Below are 23,322 nucleotides of genomic sequence, written 5' to 3'. Positions count from 1 at the left end.
TATGCGGCGACGCGGCGGGCGACGCCAGACAGCGGGCTGGAACGGCGGCGTTCGAGAAGTGAAACAGTGCTATCGCTGCTGCGGGGAGTCGAGCCGGGGAGCGAACCGCCATGACGAGCACGGCGGAGCCTCGAACGGCCTTTTGCTCGGCTCGCGCCCGCTCAGCGGCTCTCGACGAGGCGCCACGGATCCATGCGCCCCGACACCGACGCGCGCACCACCGCCATGCTGTCCGTGCCGAGGACCTTGTTGCGCGGCAGCGCCATCAGGTCGCTCCCCGGCACGAGCGGCCCGGTCATGTCGAGGAACGCCGCCTCGTAGCCGGCCTCGGCGGCGAGCCGCCGATCGCGCGGCGACACCGTGCGCCGCGTCCCGTACGGGTAGGCGAGCAGCGTCACCTCGCGCTCGCAGCGCTCCGCGAGCGCGCGGCGCGACTCCACGAGCTCGCGCCGCGCCTCGTCGGCCGGCAGGTCCGCGAGCACCGGGTGGGTGAGCGCGTGCGAGCCGATGGTCCAGCCGGCGCGCGCGAGCGCCCGCACCTCGTCCCAGCGCATGAACGGCCGCGTCGGCGCGTAGCTCGCGTGCGGCCGCAGGCCGTCGAGCAGCCCCGGGGACACGAAGGCCGCCGCCGGGATCGAGAGATCCGCCAGGATCGGCGCCGCCGTCGTGAAGACGTCGCGCAGGCCGTCGTCGAAGGTCACCGCCACCGCGCGCGGCGGCAGCGCCGCGCGGCCGGAGACGGCGCGCACGATGTCCTCGAGCGGCACGGGGCGGCAGTGCGCGGCGATCCAGCGCATGTGGCGGCGGAGCTGCGCCGGCGTCACCGACCACTCGTCGGGCGGGCGGTCGCAGACGCCGTGATAACACAGGACCCGCGGCGCCTCGGCCGGGCCGCGGAGCCCCGGGATCGCCGCGCCGAGCCCGGCCGTCGCGCGCCGCAGCAGGCCCTTGAGCGCGCCGCGCGCCCTGGCCCGCGCCGTCATCGCGCGGCCTCGTCGCCGGGCGCGGCGTGGCCGCCCCGCCGCTCCGCCCAGAGGCAGCGCGCCACGAAGCGCGGTATCCCGAGCAGGTAACGGCGCGCCTTGTAGGGCTGCTGCATCGAGATGTAGAGCCACTCGAGGCGCGCCCGCCGCACCCACGGCGGCGCCCGGCGCAGCGTGCCGCCGTGGTAATCGAGCTGGCCGCCCACGGCGAGCCACAACGTGCCCTCGAGCGCGGGGTCGTCGAGGTGGCGATCGATGAGCTCGACCTGCAGCGGGTTGCCCATCGCCACCATCACGATCTGCGGGCGCAGCCGGCGCAGCGTCGCGACGACCTCGGCCTCGGCGGCGGCGTCCAGGTAGCCGTGATGGCTGCCGACGAAGCGGAGGTGCGGGTGACGCTCCGCGAGGCGCTCGAGAGCGCGCGCCGCCACCCCGGGCTTCGCGCCGAGCAGGTACACCGACGTGCCCGCCCTCGCCGCCGCGAGCAGCCGCGGGACCAGATCGGTGCCGTTCAGGTTGTCGGGCAGCGGGCGGCCTTGCCGCCGCGCCGCCCAGGCGACCCCCGCGCCGTCGTTGAACACCAGCATGCGCCGCTGGAGGAGCCGCCGGAACGCGGGCTGGATCGCCGCGATGTTCAAGGTCGACATGTCCGGGAAGCACACGCCCGTCGTGCGGCGCTCCTCGATCCGCTGCAGCAGGCGTCGCACCACGTCGTCGGACGTCAGCCGCGGGAAGCGCACCTGCAAGATGTCGACGTGCTCCGGATCCTCCGCGGCGCGCTCTGGAGCCCCCGCAGCGCGCGCCGGCGCATCCTCGGCGCGCGCGTGTGCTTCGGCGTGTATCGGAGCGTCCTCGGCGCGGACGGGTGAGTCCTCGGCGCGCATGCCTATGTCATCGATATACCCCAGGGCTTCCCCGACGTGGCCCGGGGTCTCCCCGATGCGATCCAGGGCTTCTTCGGCGTCATCCAGGCCCTGCTCGGCCGCGACGTTGCTCGCCATGTGGCCATGAACGCGCGCCGGAAGGTCTCCGATGAGCTCTGTGATCATGGGCTGGCGCCTCCGTTTTCATTGTCGCCGAGCTCAGGCGCCAGAGTCCAACCCCACGCGGGCCACGAGGGCCGCGCTCCTGCCGCTGGTAAAGGTCTGACCAGTCCGCAACCCAGGTTGGGTACCTCGCGCGGGCGCGGTGGTTTCGCCTTGACATTCTCGAATTGTCTGCGCCGGCTCCCGGCCTCGGCGCCCTCCGGCTGCTCCTGCCCTCCTGGAGAGCTCGCGTGGGAGAGGGCGGCGTGGTGGTTGAGGAGCTCGCGGACGTGTACGCGGGCTCAGGAAGGCACGACGGTGATCTCGCCGGTCGTGTACAGCGCCGAGGTGTCCCAGGCGAGCCCCGGGGGCAGCGGCAAGGCGATGTACACGTCCGCGAACGCGCCCGTGAGCTCGCCGTTCCAGCCGAGCAGGGCGACGGTATCCCCGGCCTGGAACGACGTGGTCTCGTCCGCCGACAGGACCTCCAGCGCGCCGTCGAGGCTCACGTCCTCGTCCACCTGGAGCAGCGGCGCGCCGCTCGCCCCCGCGACCGTCATGGTCCCGCGACGCGCGCGACGGGCCCCGGGTGAGGCGGCTCGACGGACGGGTGCAGCGGCCCGGTCCGGATCGCGCCGCCGACGCTGGCGAGGCCTTTGCGGATGACGAGCGCCGGCGCCGTTGGATCCCGCGTGACGAGCATCACGTCACCGCTGTTGCGCCACGACGCATACGGCCCGTTCACCTCGAGGACCCCGTTGCCGCTCAGCGAGCGGACCTCCGTGTCCTCTGTCACGACGCTGCCGTAGGCGCCGATCCTGAGCTCACCATAACCGAAGTCCCCGACGCGCAGCAGCCCCTCGTTGGTCCAGGTGGCGCCCCAGCCGCGCACGACCGCGCTGCTGCGGATCCCGATCATGCCGTCATCGGTGATATGGATGCGCGCGTTCGCGGTGAAGAGCTTGGCGTCCTGCTCGACGAGCAGCGTCCCCCAGCCGGTCGCGCCCACGACGAACTCCCCGGTGTTGACCCACGTCGTCGCGGAGCCCGTGGCGACGGCGTCGCCGGAGCAGAGCGGGCACTTCGCGATGTACACGTTGTGCGAGGAGAAGCTCGCTCCTTGCCTGAGCACGAGGTGGCTGTAACTCTCGGCGGTGCCGATGTACGTGTCCGTCCGGCTCGTCAGGGAGGAATCATATCCCTCGACGAGCACGTATCCATTCGCGGAGTAACCGGCGATGCCGATCCGGAGCGAGTCGGTGATCACCTGGGCCCCCCTGCGGATGTAGAGCTGCCCCGTGGTCTCGTTGAGGAACGCGACCCAGAGGGACCCGCTGTTGATCCAGCGCGATCCATACGAGGCCGCGCTCGCCCGTCCGAGACGCATGCTGTGGCCGCCCGGCGGCGGGCTCGGCGGCGGCGTGCCCTGCGCCGTGGCGAATCAGCGACAGGATTTCGGAGAAGGAGCGTGTCGCGCGCACAAGAATGGTTTTATCTTGACATTCTCGAGCTGTTTTCTTCCCCCTTTCGCCTCACCCCATCCGTGCGCCGCGACGACGCTGGCTCCCCGGCGACTCCTGCGCCGTGTCACGTTGCCTGCCTTCGAGTAAGCTGCGCCTCCCATGGATCCTGCCCTGCTCCGTTTCCTCGACCTCGTGCAGCGCGAGCTGTCCGCCGATGACGCCCTGATCGAGCTCGGGGGCAGGCCTTCCGACGATCCGCGCACGGTGTGGTGCGCGCTGCCGAACGGCTCGCGGCTGGTCGCGCGGTTCGCCGAGCCTCCCGGCGAGCCCGCCGAGGTCGCCGGGCGGCTCGAGGAGCTCGCCGCCTCGTTCGCGGGCCTCTCGTCGCCGCACGACGAGGCCCCGCGGCCCCCGCAGGGCGCGTCGACGCACCGCCTGGATGACGAGCTGGAGGGCCTCGCGCTGCGCGCAGGCGCCCTCGGCGCGGTCGTCGTGGACGACACCTCCCCGGTGGTCTGGGGGACGTCGGAGCCGCGCCGGGACGAGGTGGACGTCGACGACATGTTGCTCCTCGCGCGATGGGCCGACGAGGTGGAGCGCGCCGGCGTGAACCTGATCGACCTGCTCGAGCTCGACGACGCCGCGCTCGAGCAGGCGCTCGCGACCACGTCGCTCGGCGCGCGCGAGCGCGAGACCGTGGCCGGCCACCTCCAGAAGATCCGCGAGCGCGGCTCGCGCAGCCCCGCGGCGTGGCGGCGGCAGGTCGCCATCGCGCGCGCCGTCGATCGCGTGCGCGGCCCCGCGGCCTCGGAGGGCGCCGCCCACGGGCGGTTCATCGGGCAAGACGACCAGGTCGGCGTTTACGCGCGCTCCTTCGCGAACATCTACCGCGTGATCCTCGCGTATCCTTGCCCGTTCTCCGAGCTCCAGGCGGAAGGCGCGGTGCAGCAGGCGCTTCCGCTGATCGAGCGGCTCGTGCTCGCGCTGCCGCCGATCGACCCCCATCCAGGCGCCAAGATCCTCCGCTTGCGGCGCCCGACCTGACCGTCTGCGCCTCCCTCCGCAGCCGCGCAAGCCGCCCGTGCTCCTGAGAGATTCCTCATGTCCGAAGCTCCCGATTGGCTGACCCGCGGCGCCCCGCACGTCTGGCGTCCCTATTGCCAGATGAAGACCGCGTCGGCGCCGCTCCCCGTCGCCCGCACGGAGGGCGCCCGCATCGTCCTGGAGGACGGCCGTGAGCTTTTGGACGGCATCGCCTCGTGGTGGACCGCCTGCCACGGCTACAACCACCCGCACCTCCGCGCGGCCGTGCAGGCGCAGCTGGAGCGCGCCCCGCACGTGATGTTCGGCGGCCTGGCCCACGAGCCCGCCTACCGGCTGGCCTCGCGCCTCTCGGCCCTGCTGCCCGGGGACCTCGACCACGTCTTCTTCGCGGAGTCCGGCTCGGTCTCGGTCGAGATCGCGATGAAGATGGCCCTGCAATACTGGATCAACCGCGGCGTCCAGGGCCGCACGCGCTTCCTGTCGTTCCTGGGCGGCTATCACGGCGACACCCTGGCCACGATGACGGTCTGTGATCCCGAGGAAGGCATGCACCGCCTGTTCGCGGGCGTCATGCCCGCCCAGCACGTCGTGGCCCTCCCGACCGACGACGCGGCCGAGGCGGCCCTCGTCGCTCGCCTCGAGGAGCACGGCCCGGAGATCGCCGCCATGCTCGTGGAGCCGCGCGTGCAGGGCGCCGGCGGCATGGTGTTCCACGACGACGAGGTGCTGCGCCGGCTGCGCCGCGTCGCCGACGCCCATGACATCCTGCTGATCTTCGACGAGATCTTCGTGGGCTTCGGCCGCACCGGCGACCTGTTCGCGTGCGGAGGCGCGGGCGTCACGCCGGACATCGTCACCCTGTCCAAGGCGCTCACGGGCGGGACGTTGCCCCTCTCCGCGGCCGTCGCCAGCCGTCGGGTGTTCGAGGCCTTCTGGTCGGACGATCCCGGCGCCGCCCTGATGCACGGCCCCACCTACATGGCCAATCCGCTGGCCTGCGCGGCCGCCAACGCCTCGCTCGACCTGTTCGAGCAGGGCCGCTGGCGCGAGGACGTGGCCCGCATCGCGGCGGGGCTCGCGGCGGGGCTCGCCCCTTGCCGCGGCGCGCCCGGCGTCGTCGACGTCCGGGTGCGCGGCGCGATCGGGGTGGTGGAGCTCGATGGACCGGTGAACGCAGGGGCCCTCGGCCGGCGCTTCGCCGAGGCCGGCGTCTGGATCCGTCCGATGGGCCGGGTGATCTACCTGACGCCCCCGTTCGTCATCTCGGACGAGGAGCTGTCGAGGCTGACCTCGGCCATCGTCGCCGTCGTTCGACAGGAGGGCGCCGCGCGGCCGCGCTGAGCGCCTGCCGCGCGGCCGAGCCGAGAGCCGGCCGCGCGGCCGAGATCCACGTCAGCGCAGGATCAGTAGAAGCACACCTCGAGCGAGGGGCGGTCGCTGACGTTGCCGTGCTCGCTGGAGCGGTACGAGGTGAGCGCCGTCAGGTCCTCCTCCAGGAGGAAGCCGTAATTCGGCTGCACGCCGTCGACCCACGCCTGGACGAGCGCGGTCAGGTCGACGTTCCTGACGGCCGACGACGCGCCGACGAGCGTCGCCTCGACCGCCGGATCGTAGCTGTTCGCGAAGTTGTTCCAGGTCACCGTCGACTCCGACCACGAGGCGTTGATGCGGTGCACGCGGATCGTGTTGGCGCCGGAGCTGTAGAGCCGGGTGCTGAACGTGGCGGACTCGATCGTGGCCCCGTACGGGATCACGTCGAGCTCGAAGCGGTACAGCGCCTTCTTCTCCGCGCCGTCGCTCAGGCCCGTGTGCAGGTACGGCCCGACGCCCTCGTTGGTCCGCGGGTACCGTGCCCAGACGGTCGCGTCCGCCACCTGGCCGTAGACGTCGCGCTGGATCGTCACGCACGTGGGGTCGCAGTAGCCGTCGCCGTCCGCGTCGGTGCACTCGACGACGCAGGCGGCGTCGCAGCCGTCCCCGCTCGTGGCGTTGCCGTCGTCGCACTGCTCGCCGGCGTCGACGACGCCGTCGCCGCAGACCGGGCCGTCGGGCACGCTCGCGTACGCGAAGACGAAGGTGTTCGGCTCGCCGAGATCCGGCCCGCCGCTGCTGCTCGGCTGGCCGAACGAGTAGGCCTCGGCCCCGACGGCCGACAGGGCGCTCTCGGCGTCGTCCTCGGTGCCCGCGGCGCCGTAGAACGTCTTGAAGACCTTGCTCTCGCCGGGCGCGAGCTCGCCGAAGTCGAAGTCGAAGAGCGCGCCGTGGTCGGTCGGGCCCGCGTCGGTCACCGGGCCAGGCTGGTAGCTCCAGAAGTTGAGCGGGTTCGCGCTGTTGAAGCCGTTCGTGTCCGTGCGGAACAGCTCCGCGGCCGTCCCCATGTCGATGGTCACGTACTCGGAGAACGCCGTGGGAGCGATGTCCCAGTCCATGACGCGCCGGTAACGCACGTCCACGGGATCCGGGCTGATGTTCTCGATGGTCACGACCACCTCGTAGAGCCAGGGAGTCAGCGCCGACGGGCGGTAGTCGTGCGTGACGAGGAACGTCGAGCCCACCTGGACCGTGGAGACCGCGGTGCTCCCGGTGGACGAGAAGCCGACGACGCTCATGTTCACCGCGCCCCCGTCCTGCGACACGTTCGCGTAACCGGTCACCCCGGAGGTGGCGTCCGCGACGCCCCACCCCTCGGCCTGCACGCCCGGCTCGACCGACGGGTTGTTCGTGGGCAGGTAACGCAGCCCGAGGTACCCGATGCCGAGCGGGTCCTCGGCGAACGGCACGTTCAGGTGACCCTGGCAGTTGACGCCGAGCTGGACGTTGCCGTTGTCGATGATCGCGCCGCAGGTGTCGCAGCTGTCGCCGACGCCGTCGCCGTCGAAGTCCGCCTGATCGGGGTTGTAGTTGAGCGGGCAGTTGTCGCTCTCATCGCAGAGGCCGTCGCCGTCGCGATCGCTCGACCCCGACCCGGCGCAGTAGTCGCACACGTCGCCGGCGCCGTCGCCGTCGCTGTCGGCCTGGTCGGGGTTGGTGTACCCCACGCAGTTGTCGACCGAATCGCAGATCCCGTCGTAGTCCCAGTCGGTCGACCCGGAGGCGTAGCAGGCGTCGCACGCGTCGCCGCGGCCGTTCCAGTCGCTGTCTTCCTGGCCGGGGTTCGGCGCGTCCGCGCAGTTGTCGCAGACGTCGCCCACACCGTCGCCGTCGCCGTCGCTCTGGTCGGGGTTGTAGGCGTAGAGGCAGTTGTCGGCTTGATCGCAGAGCGCGTCGCCGTCGCTGTCGTACGCCCCCCAGCCCGCGCAGTAGTCGCACACGTCGCCGGCGCCGTCGCCGTCGCCGTCGGCCTGGTCGGGGTTGGTGTACCCCACGCAGTTGTCGACCGAGTCGCAGATCCCGTCGTAGTCCCAGTCGCTCGAGCCGGAGGCGTAGCAGGCGTCGCACGCGTCGCCGCGGCCGTTCCAGTCGCTGTCTTCCTGGCCGGGGTTCGGCGCGTCCGCGCAGTTGTCGCAGGCGTCGCCCACGCCGTCGGCGTCGACGTCGCTCTGGTCGGGATTGTAGGCGTAGAGGCAGTTGTCGGCCTGATCGCAGACCGCGTCGCCGTCGCTGTCGTACGTCCCCGAGCCCGCGCAGTAGTCGCAAACGTCGCCGTAGCCGTCGGCGTCGCTGTCGGCCTGGTCGGGGTTGGTGTACCCCGCGCAGTTGTCGACCGTGTCGCAGATCCCGTCGTAGTCCCAGTCGCTCGACCCGGAGGCGTAGCAGGCGTCGCACGCGTCGCCGCGGCCGTTCCAGTCGCTGTCCTCCTGGCCGGGGTTCGGCGCGTCCGCGCAGTTGTCGCAGATGTCGCCGACGCCGTCGCCGTCGCCGTCGGTCTGGTCCGGGTTGGCGTAGTAATCGCAGTTGTCCACGCCATCGCAGAGCCCGTCGCCGTCGTTGTCGTACGGCCCCGACAGGCAGGCCTGGCAAGCGTCGCCGACGCCGTCGCCGTCGCTGTCGGTCTGGTCCGGGTTGGCCGTCGCGCCGCAGTTGTCGCACGCCGCTCCCGCGCCCGTCGCGATGCCGTCGCCGTCCGGATCGTCGCCTCCGACGGAGATGACGGTGAAGGTGTAGTTATCGCAGAGCTCCCGATCGGCGCAGGACGGGAAGGGGTTGCCCGGCGAGCCGTCGAACAGGCACGCCGACGCGGCCCCCTCGTCCGACGCGACGTCGATGCGCACGTAGCCCCACGCGACATTGTGGTCGCCGTCCGTCGTGACCAGGAAATCGTTACAGCTCGCGGGGTCGTAGAGCTCGAGCACCGCCGGGTCGGTGAAGGTCACCTGCTGCGGCGTGGTGTTGCATATGCAGCTGTTCGTCGTGTCCACGGTCTCGAGCAGCACGCCGTTCAAGTACAGCCCGAAGCTGTTCGCGCCGCAGTCTGCGTGACCGATGGTGTACGTGATCGACGTGGTGGCCGCGTGCGCTGCATCGGGCAGCAGCGCGCAGCCAAGCGATAAACCAAGCGCATGGAATAAGCCAATCTTGCCGCGACGGCTCATAGTCCCTCCTCGTTTCGGCGCGCTTCCACCGGAGCGCACGGGGGGGTCAAGGTGCGACGCCGATCCCCCGGAGAGCACGGCTATCACAGGTGCTCCGGTGGATACGATTCCAATCGATCATGCGCACGATGGCGACACCGCCTCGCAACGACGCGTTCGCGGCGACCGTCCGGCACGGGCGTGACGGGGCCGGGCGCGGGCGCCCCGGCCTGCGCTCCTTGGCCGCGATCAGAAGCGGATCCGCGCGAGCGGCCCGGCGGGGACACGGCGCCTCGCCGGCGTCCGGGGACCGACGCGCGCACGAGCGATTCGCAGACTCGTGCTGTGGGGTTGACAGCGTCGGGCGCCCTTGCATCTCCGGATCTCGAGCTGAGCTCATCGATGTCGGGCGTGGGGGGCGGGGTGGTCTGCGCCGGGCGCGCGGGCTCGCCCCGTGGCTGCGGCCGGACGGCGCGCCGTGTAGGCTCGCCGTACCATGCCTCGAGAGGACCTCCCCACGCGGCTCGCTCCCGACGAGGCCGGCGCGCTCTGGGCGCGCCAGGCGGCCCTGCAGGCCGAGGCCTCCGAGGTGCTCGCGCAGCTCGATCTGCTCGCCTGCGCCTCGCGCCTCGGCGTCCCGGAGCGGATCGGCAGCGCGGCTTCCGGGCTCATGGTCTTTCGCGACCTCGACCTCGGCGTCCGCTGCCGCGCGCCCGGCGCCCGCGAGGTGCTCACGGCGCTCCTGCCGGTGCTGGCGCACCCGGGCGTCCTGGAGGTCCATTACCGCGAGGAGACCGGCGAGCGCAGCCCGTCGGGGCGGCCGCAGGACGAGCGTCACTATTTCGTGCTGCGTTACCGCACGCCCGCGGGACAGGCCTGGAAGGTCGACCTCTCCGTGTGGCAGTCGGACGCCGAGCGCGGGCAGGTCGAGTCGGCGCGGCGCCTGCGCGACCTCGACCCCGAGCTGCGGCAGGTGATCCTCTGGATCAAGGACGTGTGGTCGCGCCGGCCCGAGTACCCCGAGCAGGTCGGCGGCGTGGACATCTATGCGGCGGTCCTCGAGCACGGCGTGCGGACCCCCGCGGACTTCGCCGCACACCTGGAGGCGCGGAGCTCGCCGCATGAGCGCCCCGCGCGGTGATCAGGAGCGGCGCTTTCCGCTGCTCGTGGGGCTCGGGGCCTTCCGCGCCCTCACCCTCGTCCCGAGCTGGCTGATCGTCGGCGCGAGCGCCTCGCAGCTCCTGGTTCTGGTCGGCCCCGATCTGCCGTTCGGCCGGCCGCTGGTCGTCGTCGGGTACGTGGGCGTCCTCCTCACGATGGCGCTGTGCCTCTCGCCCATCGCCCTGCTCTTCGCGCTGGCCGGGCTGATCAAGAGCGCCAGGAACGCCATCGGCCTGCGCGCGTGCGACGCCTGGCTCTCGCCCGAGGGCCTGCGCGTCCGCGGCGGCCCTGCGCACGGCTTCACCGCCTCGTGGGCGGACCTCGCCCGGCGGGGGCGCCTCGCGCTCACCGCGGGCGGGCTCACCTTCCGCCGCGAGGACGGGCGCGAGGTGCACCTCCCCGTCCCGCGGGATCCCGAGGAGCGTGCCTCGCTGGAGGCGCTCGTCGCCACGGCCGACGCCTGCGCCGCGGCCGCCGCGCTGGGCCCGCGGGCCGCGCCGCGCCGCGAGCCGCCGGGCGTACTCCGCTGCGGATCGTGCGGCGCGCCGCAGCCGCCCGCCGAGGCGCCCGCGGCCCCGTGCCGCCACTGCGGCGCCCGTGTGTCCATGCCGCCCGAGCTCGCCGCCAAGGTGTGCGCCCTGCGCGAGGCCGCCGCTGCCCGCGCCTCCGACGACCGGCTCGCCGCGGCTTTGGTCCGGCAGCCGGGCGCCCACGCGGCCAACGCCGTCGCGTTCCTCGGCGGCGCGCTGCTGGTCGCGGCGAGCGTGTATCCGGTGATCTTCGCGGTGGCGCTCGCCATCCTCGATGGTCGGGAGTCCGGCCTGCCGCGCCTCGGCGGCCTCTGCGTCGTCGAGATCGGGCTCTGCCTCGCGCTCATCGCCGCGGTCCGGTGGCTGCTCGCGGACCGCCGCGCCCTGCGCCTGCTCACCCTGAACTTCGCCGCGCTCGCGCCCGCGCGCGCCGGGGATCCGCCGGCCTGCCGCGCGTGCGCCGGCCCGCTGCCCGAGCCGGCCGCCGGCGCGGCGATGGCGCGTTGTGTTTACTGCGGCGCCCCGAACGTGCTCGCCGCCGATCTCCGCGTCGAGGCCGGCCTGCTCCAGCGGCTCGGCGCCCACCTGCGCGACCCGCACGAGCTGCTCGCGGCCCACGCCCGCCGCCGCCGCCGCGCCGGCCTGCTCGGCGCCCTCGGCGTGGCCCTGACCGCCGCCGGCGCGATCTGGCTCGCCGTGGACCAGGAGCCGGCAGGCGACGCCCGCGTCGCCGCGGCGATCCCCTTCGCCAGGCAGCCTGAGCAGGTGCGCTCCGCGGGGCCGCTGCAGGCGGGCCCGGGCGCGGCGGCGGTCGAGCGGGTGGCCACGCTGGAGGACGAGGTGGTCGCCCTCTTGCCCGACGGCCGCGGGGGCGTCGACGCAATCGTGATCGGCGGGGGCTCGCGCCTCGTCCGCGCCCCGCGCGGCGAGGTCCCGCGCGGGTCGGGCGAGCGCCTCGCCGACGAGGTGATCCGGGTCTGGGCGCGCGAGCCCGGCGGCGAGGCGCTCCTGTTCGCCGATGCCGAGGGCGTGCGCCGCCGCGCGCCGGACGGCTCCGTGCGCGCGCTCTACGGCCCTGCGCGCGGAGGGTGGCTGGACGAACCGCTCGTCGTCGGCCTCGAGCCCGGCGCCGGAGGCCGCGTGCTGATGACCACGCGCGCCTCCGAGCGGGGCCATTACCGCGTGCGCGCGCTCGAGCCGGGCGGGGACGCGCCGATCCTGCTCCACGACGCCCGCGCGCCCGCGCTCCACCCCGACGGCCTCACCCTGGCGGTGGAGCGGCTGGTCGGCGAGCTGCACTTCCATGTTGCCCTGGTGCAGCCGGACGTCGCCCCGCCGCGCCTGCTCACGCGCGGCGAGGGCAACGCGACGCTGCCCGCGTGGTCGCCCGACGGCGGGCGCATCACTTTCCTGGCGGGGGCGGCGCTCGACCCCATCCGGCGCGGCGCGCGGCCCGGCGAGGTGCACCTCTGGGCCGTCGATCCGGAGGGCCGCGCCGCCCAGCTCACGAGCGCCGGAGAGGTCGTCCCGCTGCGCCCGGTCTGGACCGAGGCCGGCATCTACGTGGTTGCGCGCGAGGGCGACGCCCGCCGCGCCGGCGTCGCGTTATGGCGCGTGAAGCCGCGCTGAGGCCGGCCCGTCATGTTTCCCACTCGAGGTCAAGATCAAGCAACGACGCGGGGCGATAACGCGGTTGGTCATCTGCCGCGTCTGCCGTTGTGGCCTGGCGAGGGCTCCGACGACGCGCTGCGCTGAAGGTCGGCACGCACCGCCTGCAGGAAGCGCCTGAATGCCCGCGGCGCCGCGGCGAGGCCCACGGGCGATATCTGGCGGAAACAAATGCCCGTGGCGCGGCGCGCGGCGCGCGGTGGCGCCGTGGCCGGCGAGCACAGCGTTCCTCTCCGCTTCCGTGAAAAAGCTCACCTTTTGCGTGGCGCGACTCTTCATGAAAACCACGGATTCCAGCCGCGATCCGAAAGTCAAGCGCCTCGTGGCGGCCGTTCTATCGTACAGTCACGCTGAAAGCGTTAATTGGACAGATAACGCCTTAAATGTGATCCGCTCTCGTAGGAAAGCGACGCTAACTCGATAACGCCCCCACGGCGTCCGGGTGGGCGTGTCCCATCTTGACCCCCTGTTTCATGGCGGGTAATGTACTCAGCCGGTTGGCAACCCGTGGGCGTTGCCTGTTTGCGAATTCTGCGCAGGGTCGACTTTCGAGCGCGAACAAGCCTTCCTTTATGACTGGCTTACGGTCGGACCGCGGGCGTGGTCGCTCGGAACCGTGTGCCGTGCGCTGAACTCGTGTCCAACGAAGAGAGTGAACTTATGCTAATGCGAAGAAGCCTCGTCTGCTTGTTTTCCTTGTCCATGCTCGGTGTGGTGGGCGTCGCCTGCGGCGGGAGCGGCTCCAGCAACGGCTCCACGGAGGGTGCGGGTGCCGCCGGCGGTGGCGACCCGAGCGGCGGCTCTGGCGCCAGCTCCCCCACGGGCGGCAGCCCCACGGGCGGCAGCCCCACGGGCGGCAGCCCCACGGGCGGCACCCCCACGGGCGGCGGCGACCCCACGGGCGGCGGCGTGACCAACCCGGGGGGTACACTTCCCACGCCGGAGAGCTCGGGCAAGGCCGGCAAGTTCCGCGTCAAGCGCGAGAACGGCAAGGTGACGGTCGACGGCCAGGAGATCCAGGTCCGCGGCGGCAACTGGTTCGGGCTCGAGGGACAGGACGATCTCCAGCGTCCCGGCGCCATGGAGCTCTTCATCGGGGCGATGTCGTGGGCGGATGCCGGCGCCAAGCGCACCATCGTGCAAACGATGATGGAGCTCACGAGCTCCAATCTCAAGTTCAACACGATCCGGCTTCCCATCGCGCCGCAGACGCTGATCGAGGGCCACAAGGACGGCGACTACAGCTCCGACGATCCCAAGATCAGGAACAACGATGCGACGTCCTACCCGTACGCCAACGCCCTCGAGGCGCTCGAGGACTTCCTCAAGAAGGCCGACCAGAACAACCTGTACGTCATCCTGGGCATGCACTCCTGCTCGAACCACATCGGGTGGCGCAAGGGCAAGCTGAACGACGCCCCGCCGTGGGTCGACAGCGAGCGCGAGAACTACGACTACGGGAAGGACGACTACACCTGCGCTTCGGGTGAGGACGAGTACAACAAGGAGAAGTGGCTCGCGGACATCCATAAGATGGCGCAGCTCCCGAAGAAGCTCGGGATCGACAACATCCTCGGCATCGATTGCTTCAACGAGCCGTGGAAGTATACCTGGGCCGAGTGGGCGGATCTGGCCAAGGAGTGCTACGACGCGATTGCCGCCGAGAACGACGACATCATCGCGGTGGTCCAGGGCGTGTCGGGCAGCCACCAGAAGCCGGGCGGCCAGGGCCTGGAGCTGGATCCGGAGCCCCACGGGGACGAGACCCTCAACCCGAACTGGGGTGAGAACCTGTACGGGCAGCAGTTCTACCCGATCCAGATCCCCAGGGATCGTCTCTGCTTCTCGCCCCACACCTACGGGCCTGCCGTGTTCGTTCAGAAGCAGCACGTCGACCAGTCGAAGCCCGAGTGCGTCGACAAAGAGGACGAGGCGGCCGCCGCGGCCGGGTGCGGGCTGGACATCGAGCGGAGCAACCCGGCCGCCGTCGCGAGGCTCGAGAAGCAGTGGGACGAGCACTTCGGGTACCTGCACGACCAGCAGTTCTGCGTGATCACCGGCGAGTACGGCGGCGTGAAGGACTGGCCGAAGAACGAGATGGAGCCGGCGCTGGCCCAGATGTGGTCGCACTTGCCCGCGGGCAAGCGCTACGACTGGGAGTGGCAGAACATGTACACGGATTACCTGATCAAGAAGGGAATGACGGACTTCACCTACTGGTCCATCAACCCCGAGTCGGGTGATACGGGTGGCATCTACCTGCACGCGTACACCGACGCCAACAGGTCGGGCTGGGGCACCTGGACGGGGCTCGACACGGAGAAGGTGGAGATGCTGGCTCGTCTCAAGTAGACCGAGTCGCAGCTCATGAGGACCGCCCGCAGGCCTGGACCTGCGGGCGGTTTTCTTTTGTGCGTCGCCCGCGGGAAGGCGTGCCGAGCTGGCCGGCCCCTCAGGGAGGGTGGCCGCCGTGCGGCGCAGGGGGACGGGCCGAACTCACCTGGACGTCTAGTTCGGCCTGTCAGAAGTCTTGGCAGGGATCGCGGCGAGAGAAGAGAGAATTCAACGCAAAGGCGCAAAGACGCAAAAATGCAGAAAAAATCTGGTTTGCGCCTTTGCGCCTTTGCGCCTTTGCGCCTTTGCGTTGAATTCTCTTCCGGCCTGCCAGAAATCCCGGTCGCCGTAGACGGACGTCGCCCTCTCCAGCGTATCCAGATCCGGGTACAAGCACACCTCCGGCCCCGCTCAACCGCCTTTCGACTCATTGGCGCAGGTTGAGCTCATATGCCACACCCGAGGACAGGCACCTCGAAGGTCGCGACGCGACTCTGCATTTGCGTCGATGACAATCTCATGGTCGAGGGCTGGGTGAGCTGGTCGTCCTGAGCGCTCCTACGGATCAAACTCCGACCGCCGCCTCTCGACTCGCATGAACGCCGCTGAAAACCGGTCGCCTCGCACGTTCAGGTCGAGCGCAGCGATGGCGCGAGCGGCTGTCGGTGTCACTCGTGAGTCCGACGATGTGTCTTGTCTGGAGGGGAAGGACGATGGCTACAACACCGAACACCGTGATCTTGCGGGGCGTCCTGCTGCCGCTGGGTCTCCTGGCTCTCGTGAGCTGCAGGAGGCACCCGCAGCCGGGGCACGTCCTCGATGAAGCGCGCAGCGCGGGCAGGACCGCCGCCTCGCTCAACGCCGCGGAAGAGGACTACTTTCACGACATGGATTTCGGCCTCACCCTGACCCCGGACGAGGTGAGGGGGCGCAACACCTGGATCCTATGGTCGGGCGGCAATGACCGGTTCTGGGACAAGGCGTCGACGATGAGCGCCGGCGGCCTCGACTTCCTGAAGACCTTATCGTCTCATCCGAGCCTCAAGTTCAGCCGCGACAACCGCTGGAACTATTTCGGCCTGGTCAACGAGCCTTGCTTCGAGAAGGCCACGGGCCCCGACCCGACGCGCTTCGGCTTGTGGCTGGACAAGCGGCGCGCGGACTGCCCGCCGGATCCGTTCGAGAACGAGTCGAAGTACCCGGGCGTGAGGATCGGCGCGCGAGGCAAGAACATCCCGGTCGGATCCCTCTACGGCTATGCGACCGGCATCGTCGGCCTTCGGCTCTTCCCCAACCCCGACTTCGACGAGGAGGCCGCGAGGCACTGGGATCCGGTGCGCTACTACGAGGATCCGGGCTACTACTACTCGAAGAACCTGATCAGGCCCTACCGCGTCGGCATGTCGTGCGGGTTCTGCCACGTCAGCCCGAGCCCGACCAACCCGCCTGCCGATCCCGAGAACCCCCGGTGGGAGAACCTCAGCTCCACCGTCGGCGCTCAGTTCCTCTGGTGGGACCGCGTCACGAACTGGGAAGCGGATCCGACGAGCTTCACCTTCCAGGTGTTCACCCAGTCGAGGCCGGGCGCGCTGGACACCTCGTTCGTCTCCACGGACTACATCACCAACCCGCGCACGATGAACGCCGTCTACGAGTTCGGCGCGCGGCTGGAGCAGGCCAGGCGCTGGGGCAAGGAGACCCTGCACGGCGGGGAGCTCGAAAACAAGCAGCCCAACGACTTCGTGCACGGGGGACCGCTGGCCCAGAACTTCGAGCCGCCCGCCACCGTCTGGACGCCGCGCGTGCTCAAGGAAGGCTCCGACTCCGTGGGCTCGCTCGGCGCGCTCAACCGCGTGTACATGAACATCGGTCTGTTCAGCGAGGAGTGGCTGCTGCACTTCAACCCCTTCCTGGGCGGCCGGCAGACCACCCCCATGGATATCGCCGTCGCGCGCCGGAACTCGGCGTACTGGGAGGCGACGGAGCACCACACGTTCGACACGGCCCAGTTCGTCCTCAGGAGCTCCGCGCCCCACAGGCTCAGGGACGCGCCGGGGGGCATGAGGTACCTGAGCAAGGACACGGAGAAGCTCACGCGCGGCAAGGAGGTCTTCGCCGAGCGCTGCGCGAGGTGCCACTCGAGCAAGCTCCCCGCGAGGGCGCCGGGGCTGGATCCGGGCGGCTGCGCCGGCCCCGGTTACCTCGACTGCTTCAACCGTTACTGGGAGTGGACGAAGACCGACGCGTTCAAGAAGGAGATGCGGCAGATCGTCCTCGGCGACGACTTCCTCGAGGGGAACTTCCTGTCCACCGATCTGCGGATCCCCGTCACGCTGCTCGAGACCAACGCCTGCAGCCCGCTCGCGTCCAACGCGATCGAGGGCAACATCTGGGAGAACTTCTCCTCTCACTCCTTCAAGTCGCTGCCGGCCGTCGGCACGATCACGGTGCACCACCCGATCACGGGTGAGCCGCGCCCCTTCAAGATGCCGGGCGGCGGCCGAGGCTACACGCGTGTGCCCTCGCTGATCAGCCTGTGGTCGACGGCGCCCTTCCTCCTGAACAACAGCGTGGGCAAGTTCAACCCGAGCCCCTCCGTGGAGGCCCGGATGGACTCCTTCGAGGACTCGATCCAGCAGATGCTCTGGCCCGAGCGGCGCGACAAGGACCCGGTCCTCGGCGACAAGGTGCCAGGCATGATCGATCGCACGTGGGAGAGGAGCTACCTGCGGGTGCCCGCGGGGTATCTGCCGGGCCATCTGCGGCCGCTGCTCAGCCCGCTGGCGCGCGTCGCGCCCTGGCTGGTGGGGGAGGGGGGGATCGAGATCGGGCCCATCCCCAGGGGCACGCCCATGAACCTGCTGGCCAACCTGGCGATGACGGCGGAGGGCGCGCCCCTCGCGGAGCGCATCGCCCACGAGGAGAAGCTCCTCCGGGTGCTGCTCACGCTGAAGCGGGACCTGAAGGCCCTGCCGAGAGGTGCGACCGACGAGGAGGCGTACAAGGTCTTCGCGAACCTCACGGAGCCCCTGCTCGAGCTCAGCCAGTGCCCCGACTTCGTGATCAACCGCGGGCATTACTTCGGCACGTCGTATTTCACCCAGGAGCCCGGGCTGAGCGACGACGACAAACGCGCGCTGATTGAGTTCCTGAAGACGTTCTAGAGCTCACCGGCGGCCGCCGCCGAACCACCGCGCGAGCGACTCCACGAGCGGCCCCGGCCTCGGCTCACCTTCGTGCGGGCACACCCACGCCGTGTAGCCGTCCGGGCGAATGAGCAGCGCGGCCGGGAGGTCGGGGGCCTCGCAGCGCGCGCGCACGAGGTCGACGCGGCCGGCCCAGCCGGCCGCCGCCTCCCGGAGCTCGGCGCGATCCCCGAGGTCGAGCAGCACGCCGCGGCCGGCGCGCTGGAGGGCCGCGAGCCGGGCCGGCCCCCCGGGCGTCTGCAGCCACACATCGGGCGCGGCGCGGCCGAGCAAAGGCGGCGACTGGGCCTCCGGCACGCCCATGTCGTAACGGACGTGCACCATCGAGAACTTCTCGTGCATGTGGCGTTTGACCTGCTCGAGACCCATGAGTTCGCGGAACACCAGCTCGAACAGCGGGGTGATGCGCTCGGCCGGGTCGAGCAGCGCCACCGTCGCCCGGGAGTTGCGCAGCACCTGCGCCGCGACCGGGTGCCGCTCGGCATGGTACGTGTCGAGGAGCCCCGGCGGCGCCCACCCGCGGACCGTCGCCGCCAGCTTCCAGCCGAGGTTCACCGCGTCCTGCACGCCGAGGTTGAGCCCCTGCCCGCCGAACGGCGTGTGCACGTGCGCAGCATCCCCGGCCAGGAGCACCCGCCCGAGGCGGTACGTCTGCGCAAGACGGCAGTTGTCGGTGAACCGGGTCAACGACCGCGGCTCCGCCAGCGTCACGTCGACGCCGCTCGTCCGGCGCAGGCTGGCCTGCACCTCCTCCAGGGTGACCGGGGCGTTCCGGTCCGCGGGCGGGCCGTTGAACTCGATCGTGACCACGCGGCTCGGGCCGAGCTCGTAGGCCATGACCCCGGTCGGCGTGCGATGCCAGCCGCGAGGCAGCCTCTCCGGCTCCTTCACCGTCACCACCGCCTGGTACCCGGTGAAGGTCGGGCCGGTCCCGGGGAAGTCGATGTCGGCGAGCTTCCGGACGGCGCTCCGGCCGCCGTCGCAGCCCACGGCATAGGCAGCGCGCACCGAGCTGGCGACGCCGTCCGGGCCGCGCACGTCGACCGTCACCCCGTCCGGGTCCTGGCGCAGCCCGATCACCTCGTGCTCGAAGCGCACCTCGGCCCCCAGCTCCAGCGCGCGCTCGTGGAGCACACGCTCGACCACCCCCTCGCGGATGGGCAACATGTCAGGGACCGACGCGAGCGCGCCGTTCTCCGGAGACGAGGCGCGCCGCAGCTTCGCCTCGATCGCCGAGAAGTGCGCTTCCAGCCCTTCCGCGCGCTCGCGCGCGAGCTCCACGAGGCGCTCCAGCAGACCGCGCCGGTTCAGCGCCTCGATCGTGCGGAGCGTGATCCCCGGGGCCCGCAGCCGCGTGTCGAAGCCGGCCTGCCGCTCCAGCACGAGCGTTCGTGCTCCCCCGAGGCGCAGCTCGCACGCCAGCATCAGCCCCACCGGCCCCGCCCCGGCGATGACCACGTCGACATCCATGCTCTCGGCCCTTCCTTCCTCGCCCGTCACCGCGGCCGGAGCGCGGCGGCGCAATGCACGACATCGACCAGCGTGGGGTGGTGGCACCAGCGGAACACCTCGCTGTCCGGCATCCGCCCCTCCGCGGCGTGGAACTCCTGCTCGAAATCGCGGTTCATGGGGATGGCGCCGCCGGGCAGCCGGGCGCCCGTGAAGGCCCGGAGCGCCCGATCGTAGAGCGCGGAGCCGTGTCGCCCGAGGCAGACCAGGTTGATGAGCAGCTCGCCCACGACATCCCACTTCCCGCGCTGGTGATAACGATGGAGCAGCCGCTCGACGACGCCCGCGACCCGGTCGGCCTCCGCTCTCGGGAGCGGCAACGCCTGGTTGCCGAAATCGGTCGCATAGAAGAGCGCGTGGGTGACCCGGTAGGTGGTCCGGACGTCGAGGGAGTCGACGACCACCTCCCGGCTCAGCACGTGCTCCCGGCACAGCGCCGCCCAGTCGGGCTCTTTCCGCACGTACCCCGCCTTCCACAGGCAATGGAGCGCGCCGACGGAGCGAGGGGTGCACCCTCGCTTCCACAGCTGCCGCAGGACGTCCTCGCAGCGCGCCGATCGATACCCCATGACGCGCAGCCACCCGTAGAGCTGCATCCGGTAGAGGCCCTCCTCCGGGTCGGCGAGGGCGGCGTCGAGGAAGCGGCGGTCCTCGCAGCAGCGCAGGAGGAGCGCTTCCCAGCGGGGGAGGTGCTGCGCCAGCGGGAGCCGCGCGCAGAAGGCGGACGTCTGCCAGGCGTGCAGGTAGGCGCAGGGAAACGAGAGGTCGCCCAGCCGCTTCAGGCTTGCCAGGCTCACCTGGTCGTCCTCCCACGGGATGAACGCGTCCAGGTGCCGCGTCACCCAGGACAGGCCCAGCGCGGCGCCGCGAACCAGGCTGCTCGCCCTGTCCTCCGCGCGGACAGGCCGCTGCTCCACCACCTCGGTCATGTCCTCACCTCACGCCCGCCCCTGGGCTACGCCTTCCCCGGGTGGTCCGGCTGCTCGTCGACGATCCGCACCATGCCGCGCGACGTCAGCGACTCGACGAGCCGCCGGGTGACCTCGTCGCGCAACCCGGGGCCGCCGGCCTCACCGTCCTTGATCAGCGACCCGTGAGGGCTCGCGGCCCCCGGGCCGTACAGGGCAGCCCGCAGCGCCTCGGCCGCGCGCCGGGAGAGCCTGTAGGCGTGGAAGTCCCGGGTGTCCAGGAGCACGCCGCAGAACGGCAGCTCGCGGAAGACGATGTGATCGGCGAGCTTTATTCGCTGTCTCATGGCGCTCATCGCTCGAGCCCCCTCAGCCATTGTTCGATGACGCATAGACGGGAGATCTCCTCACCGTTGCGGTGGATGCTCCGCGGGGACAGGCCCTTCACGAACTCCCGGCTGAGGACGTTCAGCTCGCAGAGCACGGAGTCCTGGGCGAGCAGCCGCTGGCACCGCTCGAAGTTCTGGTTCACGAACACCGCGGGGATGGCGTCGATCCTCGCCTGCTGCGTGCGGTGCGCGATCGAGAGCGGCACGCCCCGCTCGGCGTAGGCGAAGCGCAGCGCGAGCTTGTCCACCGTGGCGCCGTACCCGAAGCCGAGCCGGTGTCGTGTCGGCAGCGAAAGGGCGTACTCGATCACGTCGCGATCCGCGAAGGGGGTCGCGACGAACCGCCGCCTCGGCAGGCAGTCGTTCAGCCACGCGGCTTGCACGTTTGCCGTGTTGAACGCCTCGCCGAGCATGTAGAGCGAGGTGATGCCGCGGGGCAGGGGGTCGCCGCGCCGGCCGCTGTCCTCGAGCGCCGAACGCAGGTTGTCCTGCGCCCGCCGGGCCGAGCTCTGGAGGGCGCGGGTCACCTGGTCGGCGGCGTCGCGGGTGAAGCCGATGGGGTGGACGATCACGTCCCGGCTGGGCAGCGCGGTGGTCGGATCCCCGCCGAGCAAGCCCCGCAGGTAGTGGAGGACGCCGAGGACGCGCCGGCCGCCGCGCAGCGAGCCCGCGAGCGACGAGCTGGCCATCTGATCGAGCGTTTGCCAGATCGGCTCGCCGGCCACCATCGGGTTGAGCATCGAGAGGCCGGCGACCTCGAACAGGCCCCTGTGCAGGTCATGGGCCAGGATCTGGTCGGAGAGCAGCCCGGAGACGACGAAGGTCGCGCCGTCCGACTCCGCCTGCGCCGCGGCCACCGCCAGCCCCTGCAAGGGCACCTGGGTCTGCGGGACCGCGCCGTCCCTCGGCCGGTCGAGGTAATCGCCGCCTCGCGAGACGTGCCCCGACATGTCGTAGGGCACGAGCGACAGGCCGCAGGTGCGCGCGACGGACTCCGCCGCGCTCAGGTCCTCGCGGAAGCCGGGGAAGGAATCGAGGGTGAAGTGCAGCCCTGTGGCTCCCTCGATGTTCCGGCCGATCTCGTAGGAGACGGCGGCCGAGTCGATGCCGCCGCTGAGCAGGACGACCGCGCTCCGGTCCGCCGACAGCATGCGCGAGCAGGCCTGGCCGAGCCGCTGCTGGAGGCCATCCGCGGCCTCGCGGAGCGTGCGCGGGGCGTCCTCGACCGGGGAGAACTGATCGAACCGGCGGACCACCGGCTGCCGCGCGCCCGCGGCCAGCACGAGGCTGTCGCCGGCGGGCAGCCGCCGCACCGAGGTGAACCACGACCGGTCCTGCGGGAAGCCCTTCCCGGCGATGATCATGGGGAGCAGCTCGGCGTCGACGTCCGAGAACCTCGGCCGCTCCGCGTCGAGCAGGTGGGCGGGGTTCGTGGCCCACGCGAACGAGTCGGCCGTGCACCGCCAGAACAGGGGGATCAGGGCGTTGATACCCCGGTAGAGCCGCAGCTCGGAGCGGTCGGGGAGCAGGTGGGCGATCACGAAGTCGCCGCGCAGCCGCTTCACCGCCTCCGGGCCGCGCTCGTCGAGCAGGGCCTCGAGCTCCCGGAGCGCCGAGCCCTCGCCGCGGCGGCGGCCGGAAGGTGACGAGAGCTCGACCCACCCGGTCAGCAAGATTCGCGGCGGCGTCGGACCACCGGCCGCGTCCGCGATCTCCCTCCCCGACGTGTACACCGGGCCCTGCACGAGGTGGCCTGTCTCCGACCCGTTCGTCCAGCTCGGCGGCGGGGCAAAGACGTTGCCCGGCGCCTCGTAGCTGTACCTGGATGCGGCGTCGGCGCGGTGGGGCAACGGGAGCCGCCCGCACATCCCGAAGGCGCTCAGCAGCATGGAACACCCTCCGCGATCGCGCCCTTCCGAGCGGTGCTCACGACGTTGAGAGCGGGAGCGGCGTCGGCGCGCGGCGCGCGCTCTGCGACAGCCGCGCTTGCGCCGACAGCCGCGCTTGCGCCCGCGCCCTCCGGGTAGCGGTAGAGCTCGAGGTAGCCGAGGGGGCTCGAGTGCGATCTGCCGGTGAGCGGCGTGTCGCCGAGCGCCGGCCAGGCGTGCAGCTCCTCGTCGCCGTCCGCCAGCTCGATCACGGGATAACCGATGACGACCTGGACCGGGAATCCGAGCGTCCGCAGCGCCGCGCACACGCCGAGCGACTCGTGCAGGCACAGGTGGCGGCCGGCCAGCGTCCGCGCGAGGCCCACGAGCCGCCACGCGGCCGCGCGCGCGCAGAACGTCGTCGCCGGGGTCTCCTTGGCTCGCTCGGGCCGGTGCGCCACCGGAGGGATCAGCGGCAGGGCCGCCGACAGCCCCTTGCGACGGAAGGCTCGTCCCACGCGCAGGTACACGATCAGGGCGGGCACGAGCTCCCGGTGCCGCACCCACGCGGCAGCGGGAAACGGCGCGCCGGAGAGGAGGAATCGCTGCAGCTCGCCCAGCAGGGCCCGCCGTCCCTCGGGAGCCCTGCGGGGCACGTCCTGCTCGTCTCTCAGCAACATATCGACCTCGGCTAAAGTAAACGGTTCTCCGGAGGGTGAAGGC

General features: G+C 71.4%; 16 protein-coding genes. 6 read left to right on the top strand and 10 right to left on the bottom strand.

Annotated elements, in window-relative coordinates; genetic code table 11:
• Positions 1-161: 161 nt before the first annotated feature.
• The 4 genes from WMF43_RS37970 to WMF43_RS37955 form a co-directional block, all read right to left on the bottom strand.
• Complete coding sequence (locus tag WMF43_RS37970) at positions 162-983, bottom strand: polysaccharide deacetylase family protein (protein WP_437672422.1); 822 nt, start codon at positions 981-983, stop codon at positions 162-164.
• Complete coding sequence (locus tag WMF43_RS37965; protein ID WP_437672420.1) at positions 980-2,032, bottom strand: WecB/TagA/CpsF family glycosyltransferase; 1,053 nt, start codon at positions 2,030-2,032, stop codon at positions 980-982. Before WMF43_RS37965 ends, WMF43_RS37970 begins: the two co-directional genes overlap by 4 nt.
• A gap of 278 nt (positions 2,033-2,310) precedes the next feature.
• Positions 2,311-2,568, bottom strand: coding sequence for a hypothetical protein (locus WMF43_RS37960; protein WP_437672418.1), 258 nt, complete (start codon positions 2,566-2,568; stop codon positions 2,311-2,313).
• Positions 2,565-3,395, bottom strand: a complete 831-nt coding sequence (locus tag WMF43_RS37955; protein WP_437672416.1) for a hypothetical protein — start codon at positions 3,393-3,395, stop codon at positions 2,565-2,567. The genes WMF43_RS37960 and WMF43_RS37955 overlap by 4 nt, the downstream gene beginning before the upstream one ends.
• A 235-nt stretch (positions 3,396-3,630) precedes the next feature.
• Between WMF43_RS37955 and WMF43_RS37950 the strand changes: the two genes are divergently transcribed.
• Both WMF43_RS37950 and WMF43_RS37945 read left to right on the top strand, forming a co-directional pair.
• Positions 3,631-4,515, top strand: a complete 885-nt coding sequence (locus tag WMF43_RS37950) for a hypothetical protein (protein WP_437672414.1) — start codon at positions 3,631-3,633, stop codon at positions 4,513-4,515.
• Between the two features lie 57 nt (positions 4,516-4,572).
• On the top strand, positions 4,573-5,856 hold the full coding sequence (locus WMF43_RS37945; protein WP_437672412.1) for an adenosylmethionine--8-amino-7-oxononanoate transaminase: 1,284 nt from the start codon (positions 4,573-4,575) through the stop codon (positions 5,854-5,856).
• A 62-nt stretch (positions 5,857-5,918) separates the two neighbouring features.
• On the opposite strand, the gene WMF43_RS37940 is transcribed toward WMF43_RS37945, so the two are convergent.
• Positions 5,919-9,047, bottom strand: coding sequence for a thrombospondin type 3 repeat-containing protein (locus WMF43_RS37940; protein WP_437672410.1), 3,129 nt, complete (start codon positions 9,045-9,047; stop codon positions 5,919-5,921).
• A 475-nt stretch (positions 9,048-9,522) separates the two neighbouring features.
• Here WMF43_RS37940 and WMF43_RS37935 point away from each other — a divergent pair, with 475 nt between their 5' ends.
• From WMF43_RS37935 to WMF43_RS37920, 4 genes are all read left to right on the top strand, one after another.
• Entirely contained in the window at positions 9,523-10,167 is a 645-nt protein-coding gene (locus WMF43_RS37935; protein ID WP_437672409.1) for a hypothetical protein, read from the top strand.
• A complete protein-coding gene (locus WMF43_RS37930) occupies positions 10,148-12,346 on the top strand; it encodes a TolB family protein (RefSeq protein WP_437672407.1) in 2,199 nt (732 codons plus the stop codon). The genes WMF43_RS37935 and WMF43_RS37930 overlap by 20 nt, the downstream gene beginning before the upstream one ends.
• Before the next feature lie 741 nt (positions 12,347-13,087).
• Positions 13,088-14,737, top strand: coding sequence for a glycoside hydrolase family 5 protein (locus WMF43_RS37925; protein ID WP_437684172.1), 1,650 nt, complete (start codon positions 13,088-13,090; stop codon positions 14,735-14,737).
• Between the two features lie 695 nt (positions 14,738-15,432).
• Positions 15,433-17,883, top strand: coding sequence for a hypothetical protein (locus WMF43_RS37920; protein WP_437672405.1), 2,451 nt, complete (start codon positions 15,433-15,435; stop codon positions 17,881-17,883).
• A gap of 3 nt (positions 17,884-17,886) precedes the next feature.
• Here the strand turns inward: WMF43_RS37920 and WMF43_RS37915 are convergent, their stop codons facing one another.
• Genes WMF43_RS37915 through WMF43_RS37895 form a run of 5 tightly spaced genes read right to left on the bottom strand, consistent with a single transcriptional unit; the run spans position 17,887 to position 23,279 of the window.
• On the bottom strand, positions 17,887-19,395 hold the full coding sequence (locus WMF43_RS37915) for an FAD-dependent monooxygenase (protein ID WP_437672403.1): 1,509 nt from the start codon (positions 19,393-19,395) through the stop codon (positions 17,887-17,889).
• A gap of 26 nt (positions 19,396-19,421) precedes the next feature.
• The gene (locus WMF43_RS37910; RefSeq protein ID WP_437672402.1) at positions 19,422-20,363 is read right to left on the bottom strand and encodes a DUF6895 family protein; all 942 of its coding nucleotides are present in this window, start codon (positions 20,361-20,363) and stop codon (positions 19,422-19,424) included.
• Positions 20,364-20,389: 26 nt separating this feature from the next.
• Complete coding sequence (locus tag WMF43_RS37905) at positions 20,390-20,689, bottom strand: hypothetical protein (protein WP_437672400.1); 300 nt, start codon at positions 20,687-20,689, stop codon at positions 20,390-20,392.
• Positions 20,690-20,694: 5 nt separating this feature from the next.
• Positions 20,695-22,620 carry an asparagine synthase-related protein gene (locus WMF43_RS37900; RefSeq protein WP_437672398.1) on the bottom strand — a complete coding sequence of 642 codons (1,926 nt, stop codon included), beginning with the start codon at positions 22,618-22,620 and terminating at the stop codon, positions 20,695-20,697.
• A complete protein-coding gene (locus WMF43_RS37895) occupies positions 22,611-23,279 on the bottom strand; it encodes a lasso peptide biosynthesis protein (protein ID WP_437672396.1) in 669 nt (222 codons plus the stop codon). The genes WMF43_RS37900 and WMF43_RS37895 overlap by 10 nt, the downstream gene beginning before the upstream one ends.
• Between the last annotated feature and the right edge of the window lie 43 nt (positions 23,280-23,322).

This window comes from Sorangium sp. So ce131 (genome assembly GCF_051519095.1).
In the GTDB taxonomy this organism is placed as follows: Bacteria; Myxococcota_A; Polyangia; order Polyangiales; family Polyangiaceae; genus Sorangium.
The sequence above is the reverse complement of the archived record's forward strand: the minus strand, read 5'-3'. Positions and strand labels throughout refer to the sequence as shown.